Origin of the sequence: Pedococcus sp. NPDC057267 (genome assembly GCF_042668795.1) — a bacterium.
In the GTDB taxonomy this organism is placed as follows: Bacteria; Actinomycetota; Actinomycetes; order Actinomycetales; family Dermatophilaceae; genus Pedococcus.
In genome coordinates, this window is sequence record NZ_JBHUYG010000065.1 from 1 (window position 1) to 24004 (window position 24004).

The 24004-nt window shown below is 74.5% G+C and carries 22 protein-coding genes; 15 read left to right on the top strand and 7 right to left on the bottom strand.

Annotation, left to right across the window (positions count from 1 at the left end; translation table 11 throughout):
- The first annotated feature begins 243 nt into the window (after positions 1 to 243).
- Positions 244 to 993, top strand: a complete 750-nt coding sequence (locus tag ACFUC1_RS14005) for a hypothetical protein (RefSeq protein WP_379120754.1) — start codon at positions 244 to 246, stop codon at positions 991 to 993.
- A 78-nt stretch (positions 994 to 1071) separates the two neighbouring features.
- On the opposite strand, the gene ACFUC1_RS14010 is transcribed toward ACFUC1_RS14005, so the two are convergent.
- Together ACFUC1_RS14010 and coaA are read right to left on the bottom strand one after the other, a co-directional pair.
- Complete coding sequence (locus tag ACFUC1_RS14010) at positions 1072 to 2511, bottom strand: class II fumarate hydratase (protein ID WP_379120756.1); 1440 nt, start codon at positions 2509 to 2511, stop codon at positions 1072 to 1074.
- A gap of 61 nt (positions 2512 to 2572) precedes the next feature.
- Positions 2573 to 3544: a type I pantothenate kinase gene (gene coaA, locus ACFUC1_RS14015; protein WP_379120758.1), complete on the bottom strand. Its 972-nt coding sequence runs from the start codon at positions 3542 to 3544 to the stop codon at positions 2573 to 2575.
- Between the two features lie 57 nt (positions 3545 to 3601).
- On the opposite strand from coaA, the gene glmS reads away from it, so the two are divergent.
- The 3 genes from glmS to ACFUC1_RS14030 all read left to right on the top strand — a co-directional run bounded on the left by glmS (position 3602) and on the right by ACFUC1_RS14030 (position 7342).
- Positions 3602 to 5461, top strand: coding sequence for a glutamine--fructose-6-phosphate transaminase (isomerizing) (gene glmS, locus ACFUC1_RS14020; protein ID WP_379120761.1), 1860 nt, complete (start codon positions 3602 to 3604; stop codon positions 5459 to 5461).
- Positions 5462 to 5531: 70 nt separating this feature from the next.
- On the top strand, positions 5532 to 5882 hold the full coding sequence (locus ACFUC1_RS14025) for a holo-ACP synthase (protein WP_379120763.1): 351 nt from the start codon (positions 5532 to 5534) through the stop codon (positions 5880 to 5882).
- A gap of 53 nt (positions 5883 to 5935) precedes the next feature.
- Positions 5936 to 7342: a bifunctional ADP-dependent NAD(P)H-hydrate dehydratase/NAD(P)H-hydrate epimerase gene (locus tag ACFUC1_RS14030; RefSeq protein ID WP_379120765.1), complete on the top strand. Its 1407-nt coding sequence runs from the start codon at positions 5936 to 5938 to the stop codon at positions 7340 to 7342.
- A 53-nt stretch (positions 7343 to 7395) separates the two neighbouring features.
- On the opposite strand, the gene ACFUC1_RS14035 is transcribed toward ACFUC1_RS14030, so the two are convergent.
- A complete protein-coding gene (locus ACFUC1_RS14035; RefSeq protein ID WP_379120767.1) occupies positions 7396 to 8640 on the bottom strand; it encodes an MFS transporter in 1245 nt (414 codons plus the stop codon).
- A 122-nt stretch (positions 8641 to 8762) separates the two neighbouring features.
- Between ACFUC1_RS14035 and alr the strand changes: the two genes are divergently transcribed.
- Genes alr through tsaD form a run of 6 tightly spaced genes read left to right on the top strand, consistent with a single transcriptional unit; the run spans position 8763 to position 13787 of the window.
- Positions 8763 to 9944 carry an alanine racemase gene (alr, locus tag ACFUC1_RS14040; RefSeq protein ID WP_379120769.1) on the top strand — a complete coding sequence of 394 codons (1182 nt, stop codon included), beginning with the start codon at positions 8763 to 8765 and terminating at the stop codon, positions 9942 to 9944.
- Positions 9941 to 11131, top strand: coding sequence for an alpha/beta fold hydrolase (locus tag ACFUC1_RS14045; RefSeq protein ID WP_379120771.1), 1191 nt, complete (start codon positions 9941 to 9943; stop codon positions 11129 to 11131). Before alr ends, ACFUC1_RS14045 begins: the two co-directional genes overlap by 4 nt.
- A complete protein-coding gene (tsaE, locus tag ACFUC1_RS14050) occupies positions 11124 to 11630 on the top strand; it encodes a tRNA (adenosine(37)-N6)-threonylcarbamoyltransferase complex ATPase subunit type 1 TsaE (RefSeq protein ID WP_379120773.1) in 507 nt (168 codons plus the stop codon). The genes ACFUC1_RS14045 and tsaE overlap by 8 nt, the downstream gene beginning before the upstream one ends.
- Positions 11630 to 12289 carry a tRNA (adenosine(37)-N6)-threonylcarbamoyltransferase complex dimerization subunit type 1 TsaB gene (gene tsaB / locus ACFUC1_RS14055; protein ID WP_379120776.1) on the top strand — a complete coding sequence of 220 codons (660 nt, stop codon included), beginning with the start codon at positions 11630 to 11632 and terminating at the stop codon, positions 12287 to 12289. Before tsaE ends, tsaB begins: the two co-directional genes overlap by 1 nt.
- Positions 12286 to 12741: a ribosomal protein S18-alanine N-acetyltransferase gene (gene rimI, locus ACFUC1_RS14060; protein ID WP_379120778.1), complete on the top strand. Its 456-nt coding sequence runs from the start codon at positions 12286 to 12288 to the stop codon at positions 12739 to 12741. Before tsaB ends, rimI begins: the two co-directional genes overlap by 4 nt.
- Entirely contained in the window at positions 12738 to 13787 is a 1050-nt protein-coding gene (gene tsaD / locus ACFUC1_RS14065; RefSeq protein WP_379120780.1) for a tRNA (adenosine(37)-N6)-threonylcarbamoyltransferase complex transferase subunit TsaD, read from the top strand. The genes rimI and tsaD overlap by 4 nt, the downstream gene beginning before the upstream one ends.
- Before the next feature lie 34 nt (positions 13788 to 13821).
- On the opposite strand, the gene ACFUC1_RS14070 is transcribed toward tsaD, so the two are convergent.
- On the bottom strand, positions 13822 to 15105 hold the full coding sequence (locus ACFUC1_RS14070) for a glycoside hydrolase family 3 N-terminal domain-containing protein (protein ID WP_379120782.1): 1284 nt from the start codon (positions 15103 to 15105) through the stop codon (positions 13822 to 13824).
- A 71-nt stretch (positions 15106 to 15176) separates the two neighbouring features.
- Here ACFUC1_RS14070 and ACFUC1_RS14075 point away from each other — a divergent pair, with 71 nt between their 5' ends.
- Both ACFUC1_RS14075 and ACFUC1_RS14080 read left to right on the top strand, forming a co-directional pair.
- The gene (locus ACFUC1_RS14075) at positions 15177 to 16160 is read left to right on the top strand and encodes a nucleoside hydrolase (RefSeq protein ID WP_379120784.1); all 984 of its coding nucleotides are present in this window, start codon (positions 15177 to 15179) and stop codon (positions 16158 to 16160) included.
- Positions 16160 to 16984: a PfkB family carbohydrate kinase gene (locus ACFUC1_RS14080; RefSeq protein WP_379120786.1), complete on the top strand. Its 825-nt coding sequence runs from the start codon at positions 16160 to 16162 to the stop codon at positions 16982 to 16984. The genes ACFUC1_RS14075 and ACFUC1_RS14080 overlap by 1 nt, the downstream gene beginning before the upstream one ends.
- 10 nt (positions 16985 to 16994) lie before the next feature.
- Here the strand turns inward: ACFUC1_RS14080 and ACFUC1_RS14085 are convergent, their stop codons facing one another.
- The 3 genes from ACFUC1_RS14085 to ACFUC1_RS14095 all read right to left on the bottom strand — a co-directional run bounded on the left by ACFUC1_RS14085 (position 16995) and on the right by ACFUC1_RS14095 (position 19938).
- A complete protein-coding gene (locus tag ACFUC1_RS14085) occupies positions 16995 to 17708 on the bottom strand; it encodes a hypothetical protein (RefSeq protein ID WP_379120788.1) in 714 nt (237 codons plus the stop codon).
- 155 nt (positions 17709 to 17863) lie between these two features.
- Positions 17864 to 19093, bottom strand: a complete 1230-nt coding sequence (locus ACFUC1_RS14090) for a class I SAM-dependent methyltransferase (RefSeq protein WP_379120790.1) — start codon at positions 19091 to 19093, stop codon at positions 17864 to 17866.
- A gap of 35 nt (positions 19094 to 19128) precedes the next feature.
- Positions 19129 to 19938, bottom strand: coding sequence for a GNAT family N-acetyltransferase (locus ACFUC1_RS14095; protein ID WP_379120792.1), 810 nt, complete (start codon positions 19936 to 19938; stop codon positions 19129 to 19131).
- A 257-nt stretch (positions 19939 to 20195) separates the two neighbouring features.
- Between ACFUC1_RS14095 and groES the strand changes: the two genes are divergently transcribed.
- The 3 genes from groES to ACFUC1_RS14110 all read left to right on the top strand — a co-directional run bounded on the left by groES (position 20196) and on the right by ACFUC1_RS14110 (position 23914).
- Positions 20196 to 20489, top strand: a complete 294-nt coding sequence (gene groES / locus ACFUC1_RS14100) for a co-chaperone GroES (protein ID WP_316006241.1) — start codon at positions 20196 to 20198, stop codon at positions 20487 to 20489.
- A gap of 140 nt (positions 20490 to 20629) precedes the next feature.
- The gene (gene groL / locus ACFUC1_RS14105) at positions 20630 to 22246 is read left to right on the top strand and encodes a chaperonin GroEL (RefSeq protein ID WP_379120794.1); all 1617 of its coding nucleotides are present in this window, start codon (positions 20630 to 20632) and stop codon (positions 22244 to 22246) included.
- 171 nt (positions 22247 to 22417) lie between these two features.
- Positions 22418 to 23914 carry a hypothetical protein gene (locus ACFUC1_RS14110; RefSeq protein ID WP_379120796.1) on the top strand — a complete coding sequence of 499 codons (1497 nt, stop codon included), beginning with the start codon at positions 22418 to 22420 and terminating at the stop codon, positions 23912 to 23914.
- Positions 23915 to 24004 lie beyond the last annotated feature (90 nt).

Consider the following 24004-nt stretch of genomic DNA (forward strand, 5'->3'; position numbering starts at 1 on the left):
CTCCCGAGCGGCGCGCCACCCTTGCGTGCAGCACCTTCGCCCCGGGAGTGCCTCGGCCAAAGGGGTGAGTTCTTCGCCTCATTGGTCACATCCGTCCCATAAACGTGGGGGCGGTTGGAGTTCCTCGGCAAACTTCGGTTAAAGTCTCGGTTTCATAACGCCAGGCCCCCGCGTCGGTCGGGCGGCATGTCCCCCCGGCATCGACGAGGCCATCCCCCCGTGGCTTCTTGGAGGAATTCGTTCATGAGTCAGCCCTACCAGGGGCGGCACCGCACCGTGTCGCGCCAAGGCAGGTCAGCCTCCCGATCCTCCGGTCTCGTCCGGGCCGTCCGTCGCCCCGCAGTGACCTCGAGCCTGCTGCTGGCGGTCGTCGCGACCACCGCGGCGGGCTACCAGGCGACCGACGGTCGACAGACCGGTGCCGCTGCGTTCACCGTGAGCAGCGAGGCGATCGAGCAGGCCAACGAGCAGTCCGACAACCAGATCGAGGACACCGCGCGCCTCGCTGCGGACCGCAACGAGACCAACACCAGCATCGCCGCCGCCCAGGAGAAGGACCGCGTCGCGGCCCTGGCCGCCCAGGCGGCGGCAGAGAAGGCGCGCCGCGACCGCGACGAGCAGGTCGCCCGTGACAAGGCGCGCCAGGCGCTCGAGGCCGCGAAGCAGGCGCTGCTGGCCAACGCCCAGAGCGACCCGCGGGCCGCTGCCCGCGCGCTGATGGGCGACTACGGCTTCGGTGACGGGCAGTGGAGCTGCCTGGACAACCTCTGGATGGGCGAGTCGGGCTGGCGTTGGACGGCCTCGAACTCCTCCTCCGGCGCCTACGGCATCCCGCAGTCCCTCCCGGGCTCGAAGATGGCCTCCGTGGCCGACGACTGGCAGACCAACCCGGTCACCCAGATCAAGTGGGGGCTGCAGTACATCAAGTCCTCCTACGGCACCCCCTGCGGCGCGTGGAGCGCCTGGCAGAGCCGCAGCCCGCACTGGTACTGATCCACCACCCGAACCTCGACGAGGGCCGCACCCACCGGGGGCGGCCCTCGTCGCGTCCGGCGGCGGTGTGCCGAGGGGTCAGCGGGGCGGGCGGGCCATGCGCAGGACGTCCAGGGCCTCGTCGAGCTGCTGCTCGGTGAGCTCGCCGCGCTCGACGTGCCCGCGCTCGACGACGATGTCGCGGATCGGCCGCCGCTCGGCGATCGACTGCTTGGCGACGGCCGCGGCCGCCTCGTAGCCGATGAAGCGGTTGAGCGGCGTCACGATCGACGGCGACCCCTCGGCCAGCTCGCGGGCACGGTCCCGGTCGGCCGTGATGCCGTCGACGCAGCGGTCGGCGAGCACCCGCGCGGCCGCGGCGAGCAGCGAGGCCGACTCGAGCACGGTCCGGGCGAGCAGCGGCAGCATGACGTTGAGCTCGAACGCGCCCGACGCCCCGGCGATGGTGGCCGTCGTGTCGTGGCCGATCACCTGGGCACAGACCATGAGGGTCGCCTCGGGCAGGACCGGGTTCACCTTGCCGGGCATGATGCTCGATCCCGGCTGGAGGTCCGGCAGGTGGATCTCCCCCAGGCCGCTGCGCGGGCCCGAGGACATCCAGCGCAGGTCGTTGCAGATCTTGGTGAGGCTCACGGCCACGACCCGCATGGCGCCGCTGAGCTCGACGACCGCGTCCTGGGCCGACTGCGCCTCGAAGTGGTCGGCGGCCTCACGGAACGCGGTCCCGGTGTCGGCGCCGACCCGCTCGATGACGGCCGCGGCGAAGCCCGGTGCGGCGTTGAGGCCGGTGCCGGCAGCCGTCCCGCCGAGGGGGAGCTCGGCCGTGGCCTGGGCGGCGACGAGCACGCGCTCGGCACCGAGCTCGACTTGGCGGGCATAGCCGCCGAACTCCTGGCCGAGGGTGACCGGCACGGCGTCCATGAGGTGGGTCCGCCCGGCCTTGACGACGTCGGCGAACTCCGACTCCTTGCGGCGCAGGGCGGTCGCCAGGTGGAGCAGGGCGGGGGCGAGGTCCTGGGTGGCGGCCAGGGTGGCCGCGATCCGCAGCGCGCTGGGGAACGTGTCGTTGCTCGACTGCCCGGCGTTGACGTGGTCGTTCGGGTGGACGTCGAGGCCGGTGGCAAGGTGCGCGAGCCGGGCGACGACCTCGTTGACGTTCATGTTGGTCGAGGTGCCCGAGCCGGTCTGGAACACGTCGACGGGGAACTGGTCGTCGTGCTCGCCGGCCGCCACCTCGCGGGCCGCGGCGGCGATCGCGCGAGCCCGGGGCTCGTCCAGCACGCCGAGCTCGGCGTTCACCTCGGCCGCGGCCGCCTTGAGCCGGGCCAGGGCGTGGACCACCCCGGCGGGGACGGGCTGGCCGGAGATCGGGAAGTTCTCGACCGCCCGGGCGGTCTGCGCCCCCCACAGGGCGTCGGCCGGGACCTCGACGTCCCCCATCGAGTCGTGCTCGGTGCGGGTGCGCGGCTGGTCGCCGTCGGCGGGTGCGGTCTGGGCGCTGTCGGGAGCACTCGGCATACCCCCATCATGTGCGTCCCGGCACTCCAGTGCACGGGCGCCGGGAAGGCCGTCGGCGCCGTCAGAGCTTGCGCAGGCGGACCCGGCGCACGCCGTGGTCGCGGCCCTTGGCCAGCACCAGGGTGGCGCGGCTGCGGGTGGGCAGGACGTTCTCGCGCAGGTTGACCTCGTTGATCCCGGTCCAGATCCGCAGCGCCGTCGCGCGCGCCTCGTCGTCGGAGAGCGCGGCATACCGGTGGAAGTAGGAGTCGGGGTCGGCGAAGGCGGTCTCGCGCAGCCGCAGGAAGCGGTCGACGTACCACTCGCGGATGTCCTCGAGGTGGGCGTCGACGTAGACCGAGAAGTCGAAGAAGTCGCTGACGGCCAGGCCCGAGCGGCCGTCCTCGTGCATCCGCGGCGCCTGCAGGACGTTGAGCCCCTCGACGATGAGCACGTCGGGCTGCCGCACCACGACCTGCTCGTCGGGGACGATGTCGTACGTCAGGTGCGAGTACACCGGCGCTGTCACCTCGGCCCGCCCCGCCTTGACCTCCGCCACGAAGCGCAGCAGCGCCCGCCGGTCGTACGACTCGGGGAAGCCCTTGCGCTGCAACAGGTTCCGGCGCTCCAGCTCGGCGTTGGGGTAGAGGAACCCGTCGGTGGTCACGAGCTCGACCTCCGGGGTGCCCGGCCAGCGCGACAGCAGCTCCTTGAGCAGGCGGGCGGTGGTCGACTTGCCCACGGCCACCGACCCGGCGACGCCGATGATGAACGGCGTGCGCGCCGGCCGCTCCCCGAGGAAGTCGGACGTGATCCGGTGCAGGCCGGCCACGGCGCCGACGTAGAAGTTGAGCAGGCGGGACAGCGGCAGGTACACCTCCTCGACCTCGACGAGGTCGATCCGGTCCCCGAGCCCGCGCAGGCGCGCGACGTCGGACGCGGTCAGGCTCAGCGGCTGGTTCTCGCGCAGCCGCGCCCACGCCTTCCGGTCGAGCTCCACGTAGGGGGAGGGGAGGGTGGAGGTGCCGCCTGGGGGGTGGGTCACGCGCGCCATTGTGGCCCACGGTGCCGGTGGCGTGCGGCAGACCGGGCGGCCGTTACGCTGCTTCCCATGTGCGGAATCGTGGGATACGTCGGTCCGAACGCCGACGGCAAGGCGCTCGACGTCGTCATGGAGGGGCTGGCGCGGCTCGAGTACCGCGGCTACGACTCGGCGGGCGTCGCGCTCGTGACCGAGGGCGGCGTCGCCACCGAGAAGCGCGCAGGCAAGCTCGTCAACCTCCAGGGCGCGCTCGACGCCGACGAGCTCCCCGGCGCGACCACCGGCATCGGCCACACCCGCTGGGCCACCCACGGTGGCCCCACCGACCAGAACGCCCACCCGCACCGTGGCGGCGACGACGGCAAGCTCGCGCTCATCCACAACGGCATCATCGAGAACTTCCACTCCCTCAAGGGCGAGCTCCAGCGCGACGGCGTGACCTTCGACAGCGAGACCGACACCGAGGTCGCGGCCCACCTCGTCGCGCGCGAGTACGCGAAGACCGGTGATCTCACCGCGGCGATGCGCGGTGTCGTCAACCGGCTCGAGGGCGCGTTCACGCTCCTCGCCGTCCACGCCGACAGCCCCGGCGTCGTCGTCGGCGCCCGCCGCAACAGCCCGCTCGTCGTGGGGCTCGGCGAGGGCGAGAACTTCCTCGGGTCGGACGTCGCGGCCTTCATCGGCCACACCCGCAACGCCCTCGAGCTCGGCCAGGACCAGATCGTCACGATCACGCCCGACTCCTACGAGGTGACGAACTTCGACGGCAGCCCCGCCGAAGGCAAGCACTACGAGGTCACGTGGGACGCCGCCGCCGCCGAGAAGGGCGGCTACGCGACGTTCATGGAGAAGGAGATCAACGAGCAGCCGCACGCCGTCGGCGACACCCTCCTCGGGCGCACCGACTCCGACGGCCGGCTCGTCCTCGACGACATGTCGATCACCGAGGACCAGCTCCGCGCGGTCGACCGCATCACCATCGTCGCGTGCGGCACCGCCGCCTACGCCGGCATGGTCGCCAAGTACGCCATCGAGCACTGGACCCGGATCCCGGTCGAGGTGTCCCTCGCCCACGAGTTCCGCTACTCCGACCCGATCGCCAGCGAGCGCACCCTCGTCGTCTCGATCAGCCAGTCCGGCGAGACCATGGACACGCTCATGGCCGTCAAGCACGCCCGCGAGCTGGGGGCGCTCACCCTGAGCATCTGCAACACCCACGGCTCGACCATCCCGCGCGAGTCCGACGCGGTGCTCTACACCCACGCCGGGCCCGAGATCGCCGTCGCGTCCACCAAGGCGTTCCTCGCCCAGATCACCGCCTGCTACGTGCTCGGCCTCTACCTCGCCCAGCTGCGCGGCGGCACGTTCGCCGACGACGCGCAGGCCGTGATGAAGGAGCTGCACGAGGTCCCGGCCAAGCTCGAGGAGCTGCTGGGGCGCATGGACCGCGTCAAGGAGATCGCGCGGTTCATGGCCGACACCCGCTCGGTCCTGTTCCTCGGCCGCAACGTCGGCTACCCGGTGGCGATGGAGGGCGCGCTCAAGCTCAAGGAGCTCGCCTACATCCACGCCGAGGGCTTCGCCGCCGGTGAGCTCAAGCACGGCCCGATCGCGCTCATCGACGCCGGCCAACCGGTGTTCATCGTCGTCCCCGGCCCGGGCACGCCGCACGAGCTGCACAAGAAGGTCGTCTCCAACATCCAGGAGATCCGCGCCCGCGGCGCCCGCACCCTCGTCATCGCCGAGGAGGGCGACGAGGACGTCGTGCCGTTCGCCGACGAGGTGATCCGGGTGCCGCAGACGTCGCCGCTGCTCGCGCCGCTGCTGACCGTCGTGCCGCTGCAGGTCTTCGCCCTGCACCTGTCGACGGCCAAGGGCCTCGACGTCGACCAGCCCCGGAACCTCGCGAAGAGCGTCACGGTCGAGTGACCGTGGCCGCGAGCGCCGTCCTCCCGGACCTCGGGGCGCGACCCGGCGACCACCGTCGGCGGGGGCCCTCGTGATCGTCGGCGTCGGGATCGACGTCGTCGACGTGGAGCGCTTCGGGGCGACGCTCGAGCGCACCCCGGCGCTGCGCGACCGCCTCTTCACCCAGGAGGAGTGCTCGCTGCCGCTGAACTCCCTGGCCGCCCGCTTCGCGGCCAAGGAGGCGCTGGCCAAGGCGCTCGGCGCGCCGGTCGGGCTGGAGTGGCACGACGCCACCGTCCGCCGGGGCGACGACGGCCGCCCGCACCTCGTGGTGTCCGGCACCGTCGCGGCCCGCGCCGAGGCGCTGGGCGTGCACGCGCTGCACGTGTCGCTGTCCCACGACGCGGGGATCGCGTCGGCCGTCGTGATCGCGGAGGGCTGAGCATGTTGAGGGCGTATGCCGCGGACCGCGTCCGCAGTGCCGAGGAGTCGCTGATGGCGACGCTGGAGGACGGCGAGCTCATGGGCCGGGCCGCGCTCGGCCTGGCCGAGGTCTGCCTGGCCCGGGTCCGGGAGCGCGACGGCCGTCGGGTCGTGGGCCTCGTCGGCCCCGGCAACAACGGCGGTGACGCCTTCTGGGCCCTGGCCCACCTCGCGGGCGAGGGCCTGGAGTGCGCGGCCCTCGTGGGCGACTGGCCGGTGCACGAGGCCGGCCGGGCCGCGGCGGTCCAGGCCGGCGTGCGGGTGCTCGAGCCGGGCGGGGACCAGGTGGCCGTGCTGGACGACGCAGACCTCGTGCTCGACGGCGTGCTCGGGATCGGCGGGCGTCCCGGCCTGCCCGACGCGGCCGGCGCCTGGGTCGAGGCGGTGCCGGACACGGCATACGTCGTCGCGGTGGACCTGCCCTCGGGGCACGACCCGGCCGGTCGCTCCGCCTCGGACACGGGGGTCTTCGCGGACGAGACGGTGACGTTCGGCGTCGCCAAGCCCGTGCACCTGCTGCCGGCCACCGAGCCGGCCGTCGGAGCCCTCACGCTCGTCGACATCGGGCTCTCGCTCGAGGGTGCGGCGGACGTGGAGCGGCTCGACTTCGACGACGTGCGGGACCTGTGGCCGGTCCCGGGGGCGTCCGCCGACAAGTACTCCCGCGGCGTGCTCGGCGTCGTGGCGGGCGGCGAGAACTACACGGGGGCGCCCGTGCTGTGCTGCACGGCGGCGGTCGAGGCGGGCGTCGGGATGGTGCGCTACGTCGGCACGCCGACGCCGAGCGCGCAGGTCCGGGCGGCCGTCCCGGAGGCGGTGCTCGGCGAGGGCATGGTGCAGGCCTGGGTGGTCGGGCCGGGTCTCGACACGGCGTCGCGGGCCCAGGGGAGCAAGGCCCAGCTCGACACGGCGCGGGCCGCCCTCGCCTCGGACCTGCCGGTCCTCGTCGACGCCGGTGGGCTCGACCTCATCACGGGTCGACGCGACGCCCCCACCCTGCTGACGCCGCACGCGGGTGAGCTCGCCCGGCTGCTGTCCCGGCTCGAGGACGGCGACGTGACCCGCGAGCAGGTCAGCGCCGACCCGCTCGGGCACGCCCGCCGGGCCGCCGACACGACGGGCGCGACGGTCCTGCTCAAGGGCGCCACGACGCTGGTGGTGCCGCCCAGCGACTCCGGCATGCCGGTGCGCTCGCAGCGCGACGCACCGCCGTGGCTCGCGACGGCCGGAGCCGGGGACGTCCTCGCCGGGATCGCGGGGACCCTGCTTGCCTCGGGCCTCGAGCCCGTCGACGCGGGGAGCCTCGCCGCGCTCGTCCACGGGGTCGCCGCCGACCGTGCGAACCCCGGTGGGCCCGTGCGTGCGCTCGCCGTCGCACATGCCGTCCCGGGGACGGTCGCTGCCCTGCTCCGTCGCTGAGCGGCGCCCGCGCCACCGGCCACCGGTGGTCGGCGCGTCCGCGGGCTGACGCGTCAGCCGGCCCTGCGCGACGGGAGGCTGGGGGAGAGCAGGAGCACGACGACGGCCGCCGCCGGCAGCACCCACAGGACCGCCGGCAGCCCGCGCGCCTGCGCCAGCAGCCCCGTCCCGAGCGGTGACAGCAGCAGCGTCACGCGCAGCCCCATCCCCACGACGGTCAGCCCGGACCCTGCGCGCAGACCCGGCACGGCGTCCGCCGCCCGCAACCCGGCCGGGATCAGGGTGCCGATGCCGAGCCCCACGACCGCAAAGGCCGCGATGACCGACGCAGGGCTCGGCACGAGCAGCGCCACGGTCATCGCGGTGCCGGCGAGGACGACGCCCAGCCGTGCGACGAGCCGGTCGCCGTGGGAGGTGACCAGGCGGTCGCCCACGAGCCGGCCGCCCGTCTGGGTGACCTGCAGCGCCACGAACCCGAGGCCGCCGACCGCCGCGGCGGCTCCGAGCGACTCGCGCAGGTAGAGGGCGCTCCAGGTGGCCGTGACGTCCTCCATGAGCTGGCCCATCGACGCCACGGCCGCCAGGGCGAGGAGCAGGCCGGCGCGCCGGACGTGGTGGCCGCGGTGAGGGGGCGCCGTCGCGCCGGGCTCGTCCTGCGGCAGGGCCTCGTGGCCCGGGAGCATCGACCGGCCGGCGAGCAGCGCGACGAGGGCGGCCACCGCCCCGACCACACCCAGGTGGAGGACCACGGGGACCCCGAGCCCCGCCGCGGCGCTGCCCAGCGCGCCGCCCGCCACGGCGCCGACGCTCCACATGGCGTGCATCGACCCGAGCACCGACCGCCGCAGGCTGCGCTCGACCCGCAGGCCCTGGGCGTTCTCGGCGATGTCGGTGAGCGAGTCCAGGGCGCCGGCCAGCGCCAGCGCCGTGGCCAGCAGGGCCCACGTGGGCGCGGCGCCGATGAGCAGCAGGTTGGCCGCGACCCCCAGGGTCGTGGCGACGGCGAACCGCGCGGAGCCGAACCGGCGCACCAGCGACGCGGCGAACGGCCCCGCCACGACCGCGCCCACCCCGTAGCCCGCGACCGCCGTGCCGAAGGCCGCGCTCGACAGGTGCAGGGCGCCCGTGATGTCGGGGTAGCGGGGCACGACCCCGGCGAAGAGCGCGCCGTTCGTGGCGAACATCGCCGAGACCGCCCACCGGGCCCGCCGCGCCGCCCGCTCGTCGGAGCGGTCGTCGGAGCGGTCCGCCCCGCCGGAGCCGTCCGCACCCGGAGAGCCGTCCACACCGCGGGGCATGCCCGGGGCGCCGGAAAGGTCCGGGTCGCCCGGAGGCCCCGGGCCATCGGTGGGCGGCGTCACCCGCCCAGCATGCCCGGTCGCCGTGAGCGCTCGCCGGTGGCATGGAAGACTGGATCCCGATGAGCGACACCACCTCCAGCACCCCTCCCGCCCCGGCCCCGCCGGGGCTTCCCGCGTGCGCGCAGGTCGACCTGGGGGCGATCAGCGCCAACGTCACCGCTCTGCGCGAGCGCGCCGGCTCGGCCGAGGTCATGGCCGTCGTGAAGGCCGACGCGTACGGGCACGGGCTGGTGCCCGCTGCCCGGGCGGCCGTGCGCGGGGGCGCCACGTGGCTCGGCGTCGCCCAGCTGCCGGAGGCCGTCGAGCTGCGCCAGGCGGGCATCGAGGTCCCCGTGCTGTCGTGGCTGCACGTGCCGGGGCAGGACTTCACCGAGGCGGTCGCCCTGGGCATCGACCTCGGCATCGCGGCCCAGTGGTCCCTGCAGCAGGCGCTCGACGCAGCGACCGCCACCGGCCGTACGGCCCGCATCCACGTGAAGGTGGACACCGGCCTGGGCCGCAACGGCGCGTGGGACGCCGACCTCGACGCGCTCATCGCCGACGTCGCGCGGGCCCAGGCCGACGGCGCGGTCGAGGTCGTCGGCGTCTTCTCCCACTTCGCCTACGCCGACGCGCCGCAGCACCCGACCGTGCGCGCCCAGCAGGAGCGCTTCGAGGGGCTGCTCACCCAGTTCGAGCAGGCCGGCATACGCCCCCACGTGCGCCACCTCGCCAACTCGGCGGCCACGCTCACCAACCCGTCCGCGCACTACGACCTCGTGCGCCCCGGCGTCTCGGTCTACGGCCTGTCGCCGGTGCCCGACCTCGGCGCGCCCGAGGACTTCGGGCTGCGCGAGGCCATGCGGCTCGTGGCCCGGCTCGCGCTGGTCAAGGACTGCCCGGCGGGCCAGGGCATCTCCTACGGCCACACCTACACGACGAGCGAGCAGACGCGCCTCGGCCTGGTGCCGATGGGCTACGCCGACGGCATCCCGCGCCACGCATCCAGCCGCGGACCGGTGCAGGTGGGCGGGCGCCGGTATGCCGTGGCCGGCCGGGTCTGCATGGACCAGTTCGTGCTCGACCTCGGCGCCGACAGCGCTGCCCAGGCGGGCGACGAGGCCGTGCTCCTCGGCGTCGGCGCCTCGGGCGAGCCGACCGCCCAGGACTGGGCCGTCGCCGCCGGGACCATCAACTACGAGGTCGTGACCCGGGTCGGGGCCCGCGTGCCGCGCGTCCACGTCGGGGGTGAGGACCTGTGAGCCCCGCCAACCGCGGGCTCGTCGGGCTCGGCGTCGGCCTGGCCGCGGCCGGCGTCGCCACGGCCGCGGGGGTGGCCGCGCGGCAGGTGCGCGGGGAGCGGCAGGCGCGGCTGTCCGTGCTGTCGCCCCACGGCACGTACACGCACACCGCCGACCGGGAGATGCAGATCCTCGCCGACGACGGCGTGAGCCTGCACGTCGAGGTCGACGACGGCAACCCCGCCGCCGCCTCGCCCGACAAGCCCACCGTCGTCTTCTCGCACGGCTACACGCTGAGCCTGCGCAGCTGGGTGCTGCAGCGGCGCGCCCTCGTCGAGGCGGGCTACCGTGTGGTGCTCTGGGACCAGCGCAGCCACGGCCGGTCCGCGCTCGCCCCGGCGGAGTCCTGCACGATCGACCAGCTCGGCCGTGACCTGCACCGGGTCGTGCAGGAGATGGTCCCCGACGGCCCCCTGGTGCTCATCGGCCACTCGATGGGCGGCATGACGGTGATGTCGATGGCCGAGCAGTTCCCCGAGGTGGTGCGCGAGCGCGTCGTCGCCGCAGCGTTCGTGGCGACCAGCGCCGGGGGCGAGAACATGCTGACGCTGGGCTTCGGCCAGTTCGTCGGTCGCGTCCTCGGCCGGCTCGGCCCACGCCTGCTGTCCCGCCTCGGGACGCGCCAGGGACTCGTCGACACCGCGCGCCGCCTCGGCCGCGACGTCGAGGACCTCATCGTGGAGCGGTACAGCTTCGCCTCCCCGGTCTCGCCCGAGACGGTGCGCTACACCGCGGACATGATCATGGGTACGCCGCTGCAGGTGATGGCGGACTTCCTGCCCTCGATCGACGTCCACGACAAGCGCAAGGCCCTCGCCCAGTTCCACGGCATCGAGACGCTCGTGCTCAACGGCGCCCAGGACCTGCTGACGCCCCCGGCCCACTCGGAGGCGATCGTGCGCCTCGTGCCGGGCGCCGAGCACGTCGTGGTCGAGGAGGCCGGGCACATCATCATGCTCGAGCACCCCGAGGTGCTCGACGAGCAGTTCCTCTCCCTCATCGAGCGGGGCATGCGCGCGGCCCGGGCCGGCGTCCCCGTCGAGGGCAAGCCCCGCGTCCGGCGGACGCTCACCGACCTGGCCAAGAAGCGAAGGGTCGCCGACGCCCGACGGACGCCCGCACCGCGCCGGAGGTCCCGTCGTGCCTGAGCCGTCGTCCGCCGTCAGCCGGCAGGCCTGGTCGGTCACCAGCCCACCCCTCGTCGCAGCCGAGGACACCCGTGCCTGGGGCGAGCGCCTCGGCCGCCTGCTGCGCGCCGGCGACCTCGTCGTCCTGACCGGGGAGCTCGGTGCCGGCAAGACCACCCTCACCCATGGGCTGGCCCAGGGGCTCGGGGTGCGCGGCCCGATCACGTCGCCCACCTTCGTGATCGCCCGGGTCCACCCCTCGCTGGTGGGCGGGCCGGCCCTCGTGCACGTCGACGCGTACCGGCTCGGCGGGTTCGCCGAGCTCGACGACCTCGACCTCGACGCCTCCCTGGAGGACTCCGTGACCGTCGTCGAGTGGGGCCACGGCCTGGCCGAGGACCTCGCGGACGACCGGCTCGAGCTGGTCCTGACCGGCGAGGACACCCGTACCGTGCGGCTCGACGCGCACGGGTCCCACTGGGACACCGAGGCGCTCGCGACCCTGGCGCAGGAGGCCTGATGCTGCTGCTCGCGATCGACACGTCGACCTCGGCGATCACCGTCGCCCTGCGCGACGACGACGGGACCCGTTCCGTCGCCACGGTCCTCGACGCCCGTGGACACACCGAGCACGTCACCCCGCTGGTCGAGCGCTGCCTGGCCGAGGCCGGCTGCACCCCCGCGGACGTCACCGACGTGGTGGTGGGCACCGGGCCCGGCCCCTTCACGGGGTTGCGCGTCGGCATCGTGACGGGCCTGGTGTTCGGGCACGCCCGCGGCATACCCGTCCACGGGGTGTGCAGCCTCGACGTCCTCGCCGCGCAGGCGCGCGGCCTCGTCCAGGGCGACGAGCTGCTCGTCGCCACCGACGCCCGCCGCAAGGAGGTCTACACGGCCCGGTATGCCGTGGAGCCGGCCGGTGTGCGCCGGCTCACCGAGCCGCACGTCGACCGCCCGGCCGACCTTCCGGAGGACCTGCGCGCCCTGCCCACCGCAGGGCGCGGACCGCTGCTCTACCCCGACCTGTTCCCCCACGCGGTGGACGTCCTCGACATCGATGCGGCCGTGCTGGCCGAGGCGGCCGCCGCCCGCGTCGCGGCCGGCGAGCCGATGCCCGTCGAGCCGCTGTACCTGCGCCGCCCCGACGCCCTGACGACCGCGGAGCGGGCGCAGCGGTGAGGGACGTGCGCTGGACCGACATCCCCGCGCTCGACGCCCTCGAGCAGCGGCTGTTCCCCGACGACGCCTGGTCGCAGGCCACCTGGTGGTCCGAGCTGGCCGGGCGGCCGCGCCGGTCCTACGTCGTCGAGGAGGACGCCACGGGCGCCGTGGTCGCCTACGGCGGCCTCGACCTCGGCGGCGAGGTCGCCGACGTGATGACCATGGCCGTGGCGCCCGAGGCGCAGGGCCGCGGGCTCGGGGGCGCGGTGCTGGCGGAGCTCGTCGCGCGGGCGCGGGCCGACTCCGCCGAGCACCTCATGCTCGAGGTCAGGGCGGACAACGAGCCGGCCAGGAAGCTGTACGACAGCAACGGATTCGAGGTGCTCACGGTGCGACGCCGCTACTACCAGCCCGGTGACGTGGACGCCCTCGTGATGCGCCGCGTCCTCACCCCGGAGGTGTCGGCATGAGCGCCGACCAGCCGCTGGTGCTCGGCATCGAGACGTCCTGCGACGAGACCGGTGTCGGCATCGTCCGGGGGGAGACCCTGCTCGTGGACGCGATCGCCAGCAGCGTCGACGAGCACGCGCGCTTCGGAGGGGTCGTGCCCGAGGTCGCCAGCCGCGCCCACCTCGAGGCGATGATCCCGACCATCGAGCGCGCGACCCGCGACGCGGGCGTCCGCCTGGCCGACCTCGACGCGGTCGCGGTCACCTCCGGTCCGGGGCTCGCGGGCGCGCTCATGGTCGGCGTCGCCGCCGCCAAGTCGCTCGCGGTGGCTCTCGGCAAGCCGCTCTACGGTGTCAACCACCTGGCGTCGCACGTCGCGGTCGACATCGTCGAGCACGGCCCGCTGCCGGAGCCGACCCTCGCGATGCTCGTCTCGGGCGGCCACTCCTCGCTGCTGCTCGTCCCCGACGTCACCGCCGAGATCACCTCGCTGGGGTCGACGATCGACGACGCGGCCGGCGAGGCCTTCGACAAGGTGGCCCGTGTCCTGGGCCTGCCGTTCCCGGGCGGCCCGCACATCGACCGCGCGGCCCGCGAGGGCGACCGGGTCGCGATCGACTTCCCCCGGGGCCTGACCACGGGCCGGGACCTCGAGCGCCACCGGTTCGACTTCTCCTTCTCGGGGCTCAAGACGGCCGTCGCCCGCTGGGTGCAGGCCCGCGAGGCCGCCGGGGAGCCGGTGCCGGTGGCGGACGTCGCGGCGTCGTTCCAGGAGGCCGTCACGGACGTGCTCACCCGCAAGGCCGTCGCCGCCTGCAAGGAGCACGGCGTCGAGAACCTGCAGATCGGGGGCGGCGTGGCCGCCAACTCGCGCCTGCGGGCGATGGCGCAGGAGCGGTGCGACGAGGCGGGCATCGCCCTGCGCGTGCCGCGGCCGGGCCTGTGCACCGACAACGGCGCCATGGTCGCCTCGCTCGGCGCCCAGATGGTGCTCAAGGGCCGCACGCCGTCCGACCTCGCCCTGCCGGCCGACTCCTCGATGCCGGTGACCGAGGTCCAGTCCTAGCGACCGGGGGACACTCGCGGCGAGCGGCCGCGGGTCAGTCGCAGCTGACGAGCTTGAGGTCGGCCTTGAGGTCGAGCACGCGCGCCGCGGCCGCGTCGACCTGTGCGGCGAACGCGGGGCTCGCCTTCCGCTTCGCGGCGATGGCGGCCAGCATCGTCGACGCCTGGCCGGCCTCGGCGGTCAGGACGATGTCGCCACCGGCGGCGATGAAGCGGGTCGCGCGCTCGCCGACGGGGATCGCCGCGACGGCCTGGGCGGCACCGACGTCGTCGGTGATGACGACGCCGTGGTACCCCAGCTCTCCCCGCAGCAGCCCGGTGACCACCGCCCTGGAGAACATCGCCCGGTTGTCGCCGTCGATCCGCGGGTAGCGCGCCGAGGAGACCATGACCAGCCGTGCCCCGGCCGCGATCGAGGCCCGGAAGGGGGCGAGGTAGGGGTCGTCGCGGTCGGTCGTGAAGTCGGTCGTGCCGACAGCGGTGACGTCGGTGTTGCCGGTGATGCGCCCCAGGCCCGGGAAGTGCTTGGCCGTGGGGGCGACCCCGGCCGCGAGGGAGCCGCGGACGAAGGCCGCGGCATACGTCGCGTTGGTGGTGGGCGAGCCGGGGGCGAAGTCCCTGCGGTAGCGCCCGATCGGCTGGTTCGCCGCGCCGAGCGAGGTCGGGACGGTGTCAGCGACGGGAGCGAGGTCGACGTTGACGCCGGCGCGCAGCAGCTCGCGCGACCAGGTCGTCACGTTGCGCTGCTCGGTCGCCGGTGAGGTGGTGGCCTGCGTGCGGGCGGACGGGATGCGGGTGAAGCCCGGGCCGCGCAGCTGCTGCACCTGCCCGCCCTCCTGGTCGGCGGCGACGAGCAGGTGGCCCCCGGCCGACGCCTGGAGGCGCTCGGAGACCGCTCGCACGCTCGCCGAGCCGGAGGTCCAGCCCCCGAGGTAGATGACCCCGCCGAGCCCCTGGCCACGCACCTGGGCGGCGAGCGCCTGCGAGCTGCCGGTCGGCCGGAGCCCGACCAGGAGCAGCTGGCCGGCCCGCTGGGCGGGGGTGAGCCGGGCCGCGAGGCGGGTGCCGCACGACAGGGCCACGGTCGTCGTCGTGGAGGAGCGCGGCGGTGACGGACGGGTCGGCGTGACCGTGGTGGGGGTGGCCGTGGCGGTGGGGGTGGTGCCCGTGGTCGGGGAGCTGGGGGTCGACGGGACGCTCGAGGTCGTCGTGGTGCCCGAGTCGCCGCCCGTACCGCTGGTGCAGGCCGCGACCAGTGCCATCACCAGGGCCGCGGCGCAGGAGCCGAGGACCGGGCGCGGACCGCGCGGCGGGGTCATCACACGAACCTATCCCGGAACCGCGCCCACCGAACCGGTGCCGCCGGGAGCTGCTCTGGCAGGATCGCGGCATGGCTCTGCCGGTCGTGCTCGACGTGGACACGGGCGTGGACGACGCGTGCGCGCTGCTGCTCGCCGCCCAGCACCCCGCCCTCGACCTGCGGGCCGTCACCTGCGTCGGTGGCAACGCCCCGCTCGACATGGTCGTGACGAACACGTTCACCGTGCTCGACGTCGTCGGCCGGCAGGACGTCCCGGTCGCGGCCGGGGCGGCGCTGCCGCTGCTCGAGGACCCCGTCGACGCGCGGCACGTGCACGGTCGCGACGGCCTGGGCGACCTCGGCTGGCCCCGGTCCACGCGCGTGCCGGACCCCCGCCATGCCGTCGAGCTGTTGCGCGACGTGCTCCTCGCGGCCGCCGCGACGGCGGACCCGGCCGAGCGGGTGACGCTCGTGCCGCTGGCGCCCCTGACGAACGTCGCGCTGCTGCTGCGGACCTACCCGCAGGTCGCAGCGGGCCTGCGCGAGATCGTGTTCATGGGTGGCGCCGCCGCCGAGGGGAACGCGACCGCCTCCGCCGAGTTCAACGTCTTCCACGACCCCGAGGCCGCCGCGATCGTCCTCGACGCCTGCGCCGACCTCGGCATCGCCGCCACGATGTACGGCCTGGACGTGTTCTACGAGCCCCGTGTCTCCCGGGCAGCCGTCCAGCCGCTGCTCGACGCGGGCGCCGGCGACGGCGCCGACCTCGCGGCGCGGCTCATCGCCTTCCAGTGCGACCGGTTCGGGGCGGACTCCGCGACGATCGGCGACGCCGGCGCCGTGTGTGCGGTCATCGAGCCGGCGGGCGTCACGCGCGCCACCCTCCCCGTGCGCGTCGAGCTGGCCGGCACCTGGTCGCGCGGCCGCACGATCGTCGACCGCCGCGACTGGAGCGGCGACCTCACCCACGACCCCCACGGTCGCGCGCGGTCCACGATCGACGTCTGCCTCGAGGTCGACGGCCGGCGCTACGCGTCCCTCTGGTTCGACACGGTCACCGGCGGACTGGCCTGATGGGTCGCGTCCTCGTCCTCGGCTCACTCAACGTCGACCTCGTCGCGTCCGTCGAGCGGCACCCGCGCCCGGGGGAGACGGTGCTCGCCGACCCGGACCTGCGCCGGTTCGCCGGGGGCAAGGGCGGCAACCAGGCGGTGGCGGCGGCCGGGGCGGGCGCCGAGGTGGCGATGGCCGGTGCGGTCGGTGACGACGGCGACGGAACGGCATACCTCGACCGCCTCCGGGCCCGCGGCGTGGACGTGACCCGGGTGCGGGTGGTGCCCGGTGTGGCGACGGGCCAGGCCTGGATCACGGTGGACGGCGACGGCGAGAACGCGATCGTCGTCGTCCCCGGCGCCAACGCACGCGCCACGGCGCCGGACCTCGACGGGTGGGGGGCCGGCGACGTCCTGCTGCTGCAGCTCGAGGTGCCGCTCGACGTCGTGGCGGCGACCGCGCGGGCGGCCCGTGCCCGCGGTGTGCGCGTGGTCGTCAACGCCGCGCCGTATGCCGCCCTGCCGCACGACGTGGCCGCGCTCGCAGACCCGCTCGTGGTCAACGAGCACGAGGCGATGCTGCTCGCCGACGGCGACGTGCTTCCCGGCTCCCTGCTCGTGACGTTCGGCGCGGCCGGCTGCTCGTGGGACGGCGCGAGGCACGAGGGCCGTGCCGTCCCCGCGGCCGAGGTGGTGGACACCACGGGCGCCGGGGACGCCTTCTGCGGCGCCCTGGCCGCCGCGCTCGCGGACGGGAGCGACCGGGTCGAGGCGGTGGAGCGGGCCTCCGCGGCCGGTGCCGACGCGGTGCGCAGGCTCGGCGCCCAGCCTGACCCGGGGCTCTAGGGAGCGAAGGTCAGTTCACCGAGACGTGGACGTGGTCCAGGTGGTTGGCCGTGGGGCTCCCGCGGTCGGACATCAGCTTCCACGTGCCGCTGCTGGGGTACCAGATCCGCTGGTACCAGATGACGTACTTCACGTTGAGCTCGGCGGCCTGCGCCATGACGTAGGCCGCGACCGCGTCGCCCTGCGCCTTCGAGCCGACCATCGTGTCGACGGCGTTGCCGGTGCCGTGGTCCATGTCGCCGGCCCGGAAGCCGCCGTAGTCGTGGATCTGGGGGAAGTGGTCGCGGATCGCGTTGAGGACGATGAGGCCGTGCTGGGTCAGCCCCAGCTCCGGGCGCAGGCCGGTGCGCCGGATGCCGCGGGAGGCGGCGGTGTCCGTGCGGTCGGCCGACGCCGCCCCGGCGGGGGCGGCGACGGTGCCGCGACGGGGCGTGGCCTCGAAGCCGATGTGGCCGTAGGTCTGCGGCGCGGTCAGGGCGGTGTCGGGAGCCCAGACCGTGGTGGCCGCGACCGGGCGCGGGGCGTCGGCCAGCTCGAAGACGGGGGCCGCCGTCATGGGACCGGACCACGCGCTCAGGGCACCGACCGCGGCGACCAGGACACCGGTGGTCTTGAGCAGCCCGGCGCGGGTCGGGCGCAGGAGCGCGAGGAGCAGCGGCCGCGGCAGGGGCCGGGGCGCGGCAGGCGCGCGGTGGCGGCCGGAACGGGTGGGCTGGTCGGGCATGGGGTCAGTTCCTCGGTGGCGGGGGGACCAGCGGTCACCGTACCGAAGGCCCTGCCAGGTCACAAAGAGGTCACGGCGCGTCGCTGTGGACATGTCGCGCCCCGTGGCGCCGGCTGTGGACGACGAGGTGGGCGGCAGGTTCGCGCCCAGCCAGTTCAGGCGGGGCGGACGATGAGGGCCACCTGGTTGCTGCGCACCCGGGTCAGGACGACGGTCGCCTCGGACGACCCCTTGGCCGGCAGGCGCAGCTGGCGGCGGAGCAGGTCGGCGTCGACGGACACGCCGCGCTTCTTGACGGTCAGCCGGTCGAAGCCGTGGTCGCGCAGCCACCCGCGCAGCGCCTTGACGTTGAACGGCATCGCCTCGACGACGACGAACCGCCGCGCGAACGGCACGTCCTCGGCCCGGTCGGCGCTGACGTAGCCCACGCCCTCGTCGAGCTCGTACCCGTCGACGGCGGCAGTGACGGCACCCACGAGGCCCGCCCGCAGGACGGCCTTGTCCGGCTCGTAGAGCCAGGATCCCACCGCCGCGAGCGAGGCGGCCCGCTCGTGCTCCGGTGCGTCGGCCTCCGTCACGACGACGGGGGCCGCCCCGGGGCGCAGCAGCGCCGCCGTGCGACCCGGTGCCTGGGCGAGCGGACCGAACCAGACGGCGCACTCCAGCACCTCGCCGGCGAGCGAGGTCCACTGTGCCTCCGCGCCGGCCGGCAGGGCGTGGTGGGGGAAGGCGGGCGCGAGCTTCACGCCGGTCGCGGGCAGCGCGCGGGCGACCTCCTGGACCTGCTCCCAGCTCGGCGTCATGGAGTCGAGCCCGAACACCCGGCGGGTGCGGCCGTGCACGTCGGCGACCCCGGGCGTACGCCGCGCCGGGTCCAGCCACGCGCCCACCCCGCGGGCCCCCTCACCGGCCGGCGGCACGAACTCCTCGACCCGGCCCTGCACCGCGGTGGAGTCGGGCCAGTGCCGGAGGTTGACCGCGGCGATGGCGGCCGTCACCTCGTCGGCGTCGATGGCCCGGACCCGCAGGTCGAGGCCGGCCATCGCCATGGCGTCCGCCCCGATGCCGCAGCCGAGGTCGTGGACGGTGGAGATGCCGGCCCGGCGGAAGCGCTGCGCGTGCCGCGCGGCCACGGTCAGGCGGGTGGCCTGCTCGAGGCCGTCGGAGGTGAAGACCATGCCCTGGGCGAACTCGCCGAACTTGTCGACCGCGCGGGCGCGCAGCCGCGACTGGTTGAGCGCCGCCGCGACGAGGTCGGCGTCGAAGCCGACGCCGCGCAGCCGGTCCTGCAGCCCGAGCGCCTCCTTCTCGTCGTACGGCGGCAGCGACTGGAGCAGGCCCCACCCCTCGCCGGTGGTGAGGCGTCGCAGCAGGGCCAGGTCCATGCGCGGCATTGTTCCCTACCGCGCGCGAGGGACGGTCAGCGGCCTCGGCGCCACTCGTAGGGGGTCGTGGTGGTCACCTTGACCAGCCCGGACTGCTCGAGGATGGGGCGCGAGAACTCGGTCGAGTCGCTGTTGAGGTACCGCTTGCCGTGGCGCAGGGCCGACCGCGCCCGGGCCGACGTCAGCGCCCGGTAGATGCCGCGCCCCCGCCACTCCGGTCGGGTGGCGCCGCCCCAGATCCCCGCGAACTCGGTGCCCTCCACCGGCTCGAGCCGGCCGGCGCTCACGACCTCGCCGCCGGCCTCGGCCACCCACAGCTCCATGTCGTCGCGGGTCCGGAGCCGGTGGAGGACCTGCTCCTCCATCTCGGCGGCGAGCTCGGGGGAGTCGCCGAACACCTCGGCCTGCATCGCCAGCATCCGCCGCGCGTCGTCCTCGTCGGTGACCTGCCGCACGACCACTCCTTCCGGCAGGTCCACGTCGTAGGCGAGCAGCCGCGCCTCGCCGACCATGACCGACTCGGGCTCGTCGGGCACGAAGCCGCGCGCGACGAGGGCCTCGTGCAGCCCGGGGGCGTGGTCGTGGCCGCGCGTCTTCCACTCCACCCGGACGACGGACGGGTCCTGCTCGTAGTGCGCGAGGGCCGCCTCGACCCACTCCCGGACCTGTTCCCCGGTCGCAGGCCGACCGCCGGTGTCCAGGCTGCGGTAGGTGATGAAGCCACGGCCGCCGAGGTAGGTGGCGCAGTGCAGCGGCCCGATCCGCTCGACCGCGACGGCCGAGGCGACCTCGACCCGCAGCTGCTCGTCGTACGCGCCGAGCAGGGCGGCGGGGGAGTCGGTCACGGGCGAAACCCTGCCCCAGCGGACTCGGCCTGCTCAACCGGATAACGGCGCCACCGTCCGCCCTCGGCGAACGGCGCGACACGGGTTGGCACTCGAGTTGACCGAGTGCTAACAGGGTGCCTAGATTTGCCGTTGGCACTCCGGTTCGCCGAGTGCTAACGCAGGAGCCAGGCCGACCCCCGCGACGGCGGCCGAACGACTGCGACGCACAGCATCCACCTGTCCACTCCGACATTCCCGAAGGGGAGGTCACCATCGTGTCGGTTTCCATCAAGCCGCTCGAAGACCGCATCGTCGTCAAGAGCGTCGAGGCCGAGCAGACCACCGCGTCCGGCCTCGTCATCCCGGACACCGCGAAGGAGAAGCCCCAGGAGGGCGAGGTCCTCGCGATCGGTCCCGGTCGCATCGACGACCACGGCAACCGCGTCCCGCTCGACGTCAACGTCGGCGACCGCGTGATCTACAGCAAGTACGGCGGCACCGAGATCAAGCACGGCGGCGAGGAGTACCTCATCCTCTCCGCGCGCGACGTCCTCGCCGTCGTCGGCTGACGACGCACCACACACAGCACGCCCCGGCGGGCCCCGCTGGGGTCGCGCGCGGGGCGTGCTGCGTTGTGCGCAACGCACCCGTCCCGCGTATGCCGGCAGCTCGGCATACCGCCGAACTTCACTGAGAACGAAGGACTTTCATGGCCAAGACGCTGGAGTTCAACGACTCCGCTCGCAAGTCGCTCGAGCGCGGTGTCGACGCGCTCGCGAACGCCGTCAAGGTGACGCTCGGCCCCAAGGGCCGCAACGTCGTCATCGACAAGAAGTGGGGCGCCCCCACGATCACGAACGACGGTGTCACCATCGCCCGTGAGGTCGAGCTCGAGGACGCGTACGAGAACCTCGGCGCCCAGCTCGCCAAGGAGGTCGCCACCAAGACGAACGACGTCGCGGGTGACGGCACCACCACCGCCACCGTGCTCGCGCAGGCCATGGTCAAGGAGGGCCTGCGCAACGTCGCCGCCGGCGCCGCGCCGTCCGGCCTCAAGCGCGGTATCGACAAGGCCGTCGAGGCCGTGTCCGACCAGCTGCTCAAGGTCGCCCGCGAGATCGAGGGCAAGGACGAGATCGCCCAGGTCGCCGCGCTCTCCGCGCAGGACCAGACCATCGGGTCGACCATCGCCGACGCCTTCGACAAGGTCGGCAAGGACGGCGTCATCACCGTCGAGGAGTCCTCGACCGCGACGACCGAGCTCGAGTTCACCGAGGGCATGCAGTTCGACAAGGGCTACATCTCGCCCTACTTCATCTCCGACGCCGAGCGCATGGAGGCCGTGATCGAGGACGCCTACGTCCTCATCAACCAGGGCAAGATCTCCGCGATCGCCGACGTCCTGCCGGTGCTGGAGAAGGTCGTCAAGAGCGGCAAGCCGCTGCTGATCATCGCCGAGGACATCGACGGCGAGGCGCTGTCGACCCTGGTGGTCAACAAGATCCGCGGCACGTTCAACGTCGTGGCCGTCAAGGCCCCGGGCTTCGGCGACCGCCGCAAGGCGATGCTGCAGGACATGGCCGTCCTCACCGGTGGCCAGGTCATCTCCGAGGAGGTCGGCCTCAAGCTCGACCAGGCCGACCTCGACGTGCTGGGCCAGGCCCGCCGCGTCGTCGTCACCAAGGACACCACCACGATCATCGACGGCGCCGGCTCGGCCGACGACGTCACCGGCCGGGTCAACCAGATCAAGGCCGAGATCGAGCGCACCGACTCCGACTGGGACCGCGAGAAGCTCCAGGAGCGCCTCGCCAAGCTCGCCGGCGGCGTCTGCGTCATCAAGGTCGGTGCCCACACCGAGGTGGAGCTCAAGGAGAAGAAGCACCGCATCGAGGACGCGATCTCCGCGACCCGCGCGGCCATCGAGGAGGGCATCGTCGCCGGTGGCGGCTCCGCCCTCGTCCACGCCTCCTCGGTCATCGACGGCCTGGGCCTGTCCGACGACGAGAAGGTCGGCGCCGCGATCGTGGCCAAGGCCGCGGCGGAGCCGCTGCGCTGGATCGCCGAGAACGCCGGCATGGAGGGCTACGTCGCCGTCTCCAAGGTGCGCGAGCTCGAGGTCGGCAACGGCCTCAACGCCGCCACCGGCGAGTACGTCGACCTGGTCAAGGCCGGCGTCATCGACCCGGTCAAGGTCACCCGCTCCGCCCTGCGCAACGCCGCCTCGATCGCGTCGATGGTGCTCACCACCGACACGCTCGTCGTGGAGAAGAAGGAGGAGGAGCCCGAGGCCGCAGGCGGTCACGGGCACGGCCACGGCCACTGAGCCAGCCGCCTCCCGGTTCACGAGGGCCCGCTCCCACCACGGTGGGGGCGGGCCCTCGCCGTGCCCGGGCCCCGTCCGACGCCCGGGCCCTGCCGGGTGCCCGGACGGTGTGCGACATTGGGGAGGTCGCCCGGGTGCCACGGGGTGCGCGGGCGCGGCGAGGTGGTCGCGATGGAGCGGTATGCGTCCGCGCCGGGCTTCGAGGAGTACGTCGAGGCCCGCGGTGTCGACCTGCTCCGCACCGCCTGGCTGCTCGCCGGCAGCGACGAGGGCGCACGACGGCTCGTGGGGGCGACGCTCGCGCGGGCCTGGCCGCGGTGGTCGCACCTGGCCGAGGTCGGCGCGGGCTCGTACGACGTCGAGCTGCGCCGTCAGCTGGTGGAGCTGCACCGGCGCGGCCGCGGGAGACCGCACCGGACCGGGGGACGGCAGCTCCAGGGCCTGCCTGCCGGTGACCGGCGGGTGCTCGAGGAGCTGCTGGCACTGTCCCCGACCGACCGCGCACGGGTGGTCCTGGCGCTGTTCGACGGGCTCGCCGACGGCCCGCTCGCCGCGGCGCTCGACGAGCCCGTCGCGGCTGCGCGCCGCCGTCGCGAGGCCGCGGTCGACTCACTGGCGGCAGCCACCGGTCTCGACGCCCCGGCGCTCGCCGCCGCCCTCGACCGCCTGGCCCCGGCGTCCCCCTCCGTCGACGGGCTCGGCGGGGCTCCGGTCCTGCGCCCGTCCAGGGCTCGACGGCTCGTCGGGTGGGCCGGTGCGGCCGTGGCGCTGTTGGGCGCCGCCGCCGTGGCGGCTTCCGTGGCGGCCCCCCGGCTCGGGGCACCCTCACCGCCCACGCCGGTTCCCGTGCCGTCCCGCACGGCGCTCGCTTCCTCCGACTGCGAGCGGCGCCAGGACGCACCTGCCGTGCCGCCCGGGCCCGGGCTCGGGACGTCCGGCAACCCGGTCGTCGCGGTCGTGGTGTGCGCCCGGACCGACGACGACTCGGTCTGGACCGGCTACCTGCCGCCGTCGCAGCCCGTGACGGACGCGCGGGCGATCGCGATGATCTCCCTGGCGAGGCGGGATGCCGGGTCAGGCTGCGGCGACGTCCCCCAGGGGCCTGCCTTCCGGGTGGTCGTCGAGTCGTCCGACGGTCACGTCGCGACCTACGCGAACGAGGGCCTGCGCTGCAACGGGTGGCCCGCCCTCGACAGCTTCTACCGTGCCGAGGCGGAGCAGGACACCGTGCGCGCCCAGTCGCGCTGGGACGACGGCTTCCTCACCTGCCCGCCGGTCTTCGACCTGGAGCCGGCCGCGTCCCCGGCCGAGCCGCTGCCGCGCGGCACGCGTTTCGACCTGGCGACCCTGTGCCTGCACCCGTTGCCGGTGGGCGGCCGGGTCCCCAGGATGCGGCCCGTGACCAGGCTGGTCCTGGCGCAGTCACAGGTCGCCCAGCTCGACGCCGAGCTCGCGACGCACGGCTCCACCCGCCGGGCGCGACCGCCGTGCCGGGCCTCCACCGGCCTGTTCGTCATCCGGGCCCGGACCACGACCGGCCGGGTCGTGGACCTGGCAGGGGCGTGCCCGGAGCAGCTCGGCGTCGACTTCGACCGCGGTGAGTGGCTCCGGCTCGGCCCCGCGTCCGCCGCGATGGTGAGCACCGGGCTCGACGTGTCCTACCGCTAGGTGTACTGACCCGCGAGGTTGTTGACGCGGTTGATGGGTGGTCGTCCGGCGAGGGCGGTGTGGGCGCGGTGGTGGTTGTACTGGTGGAGC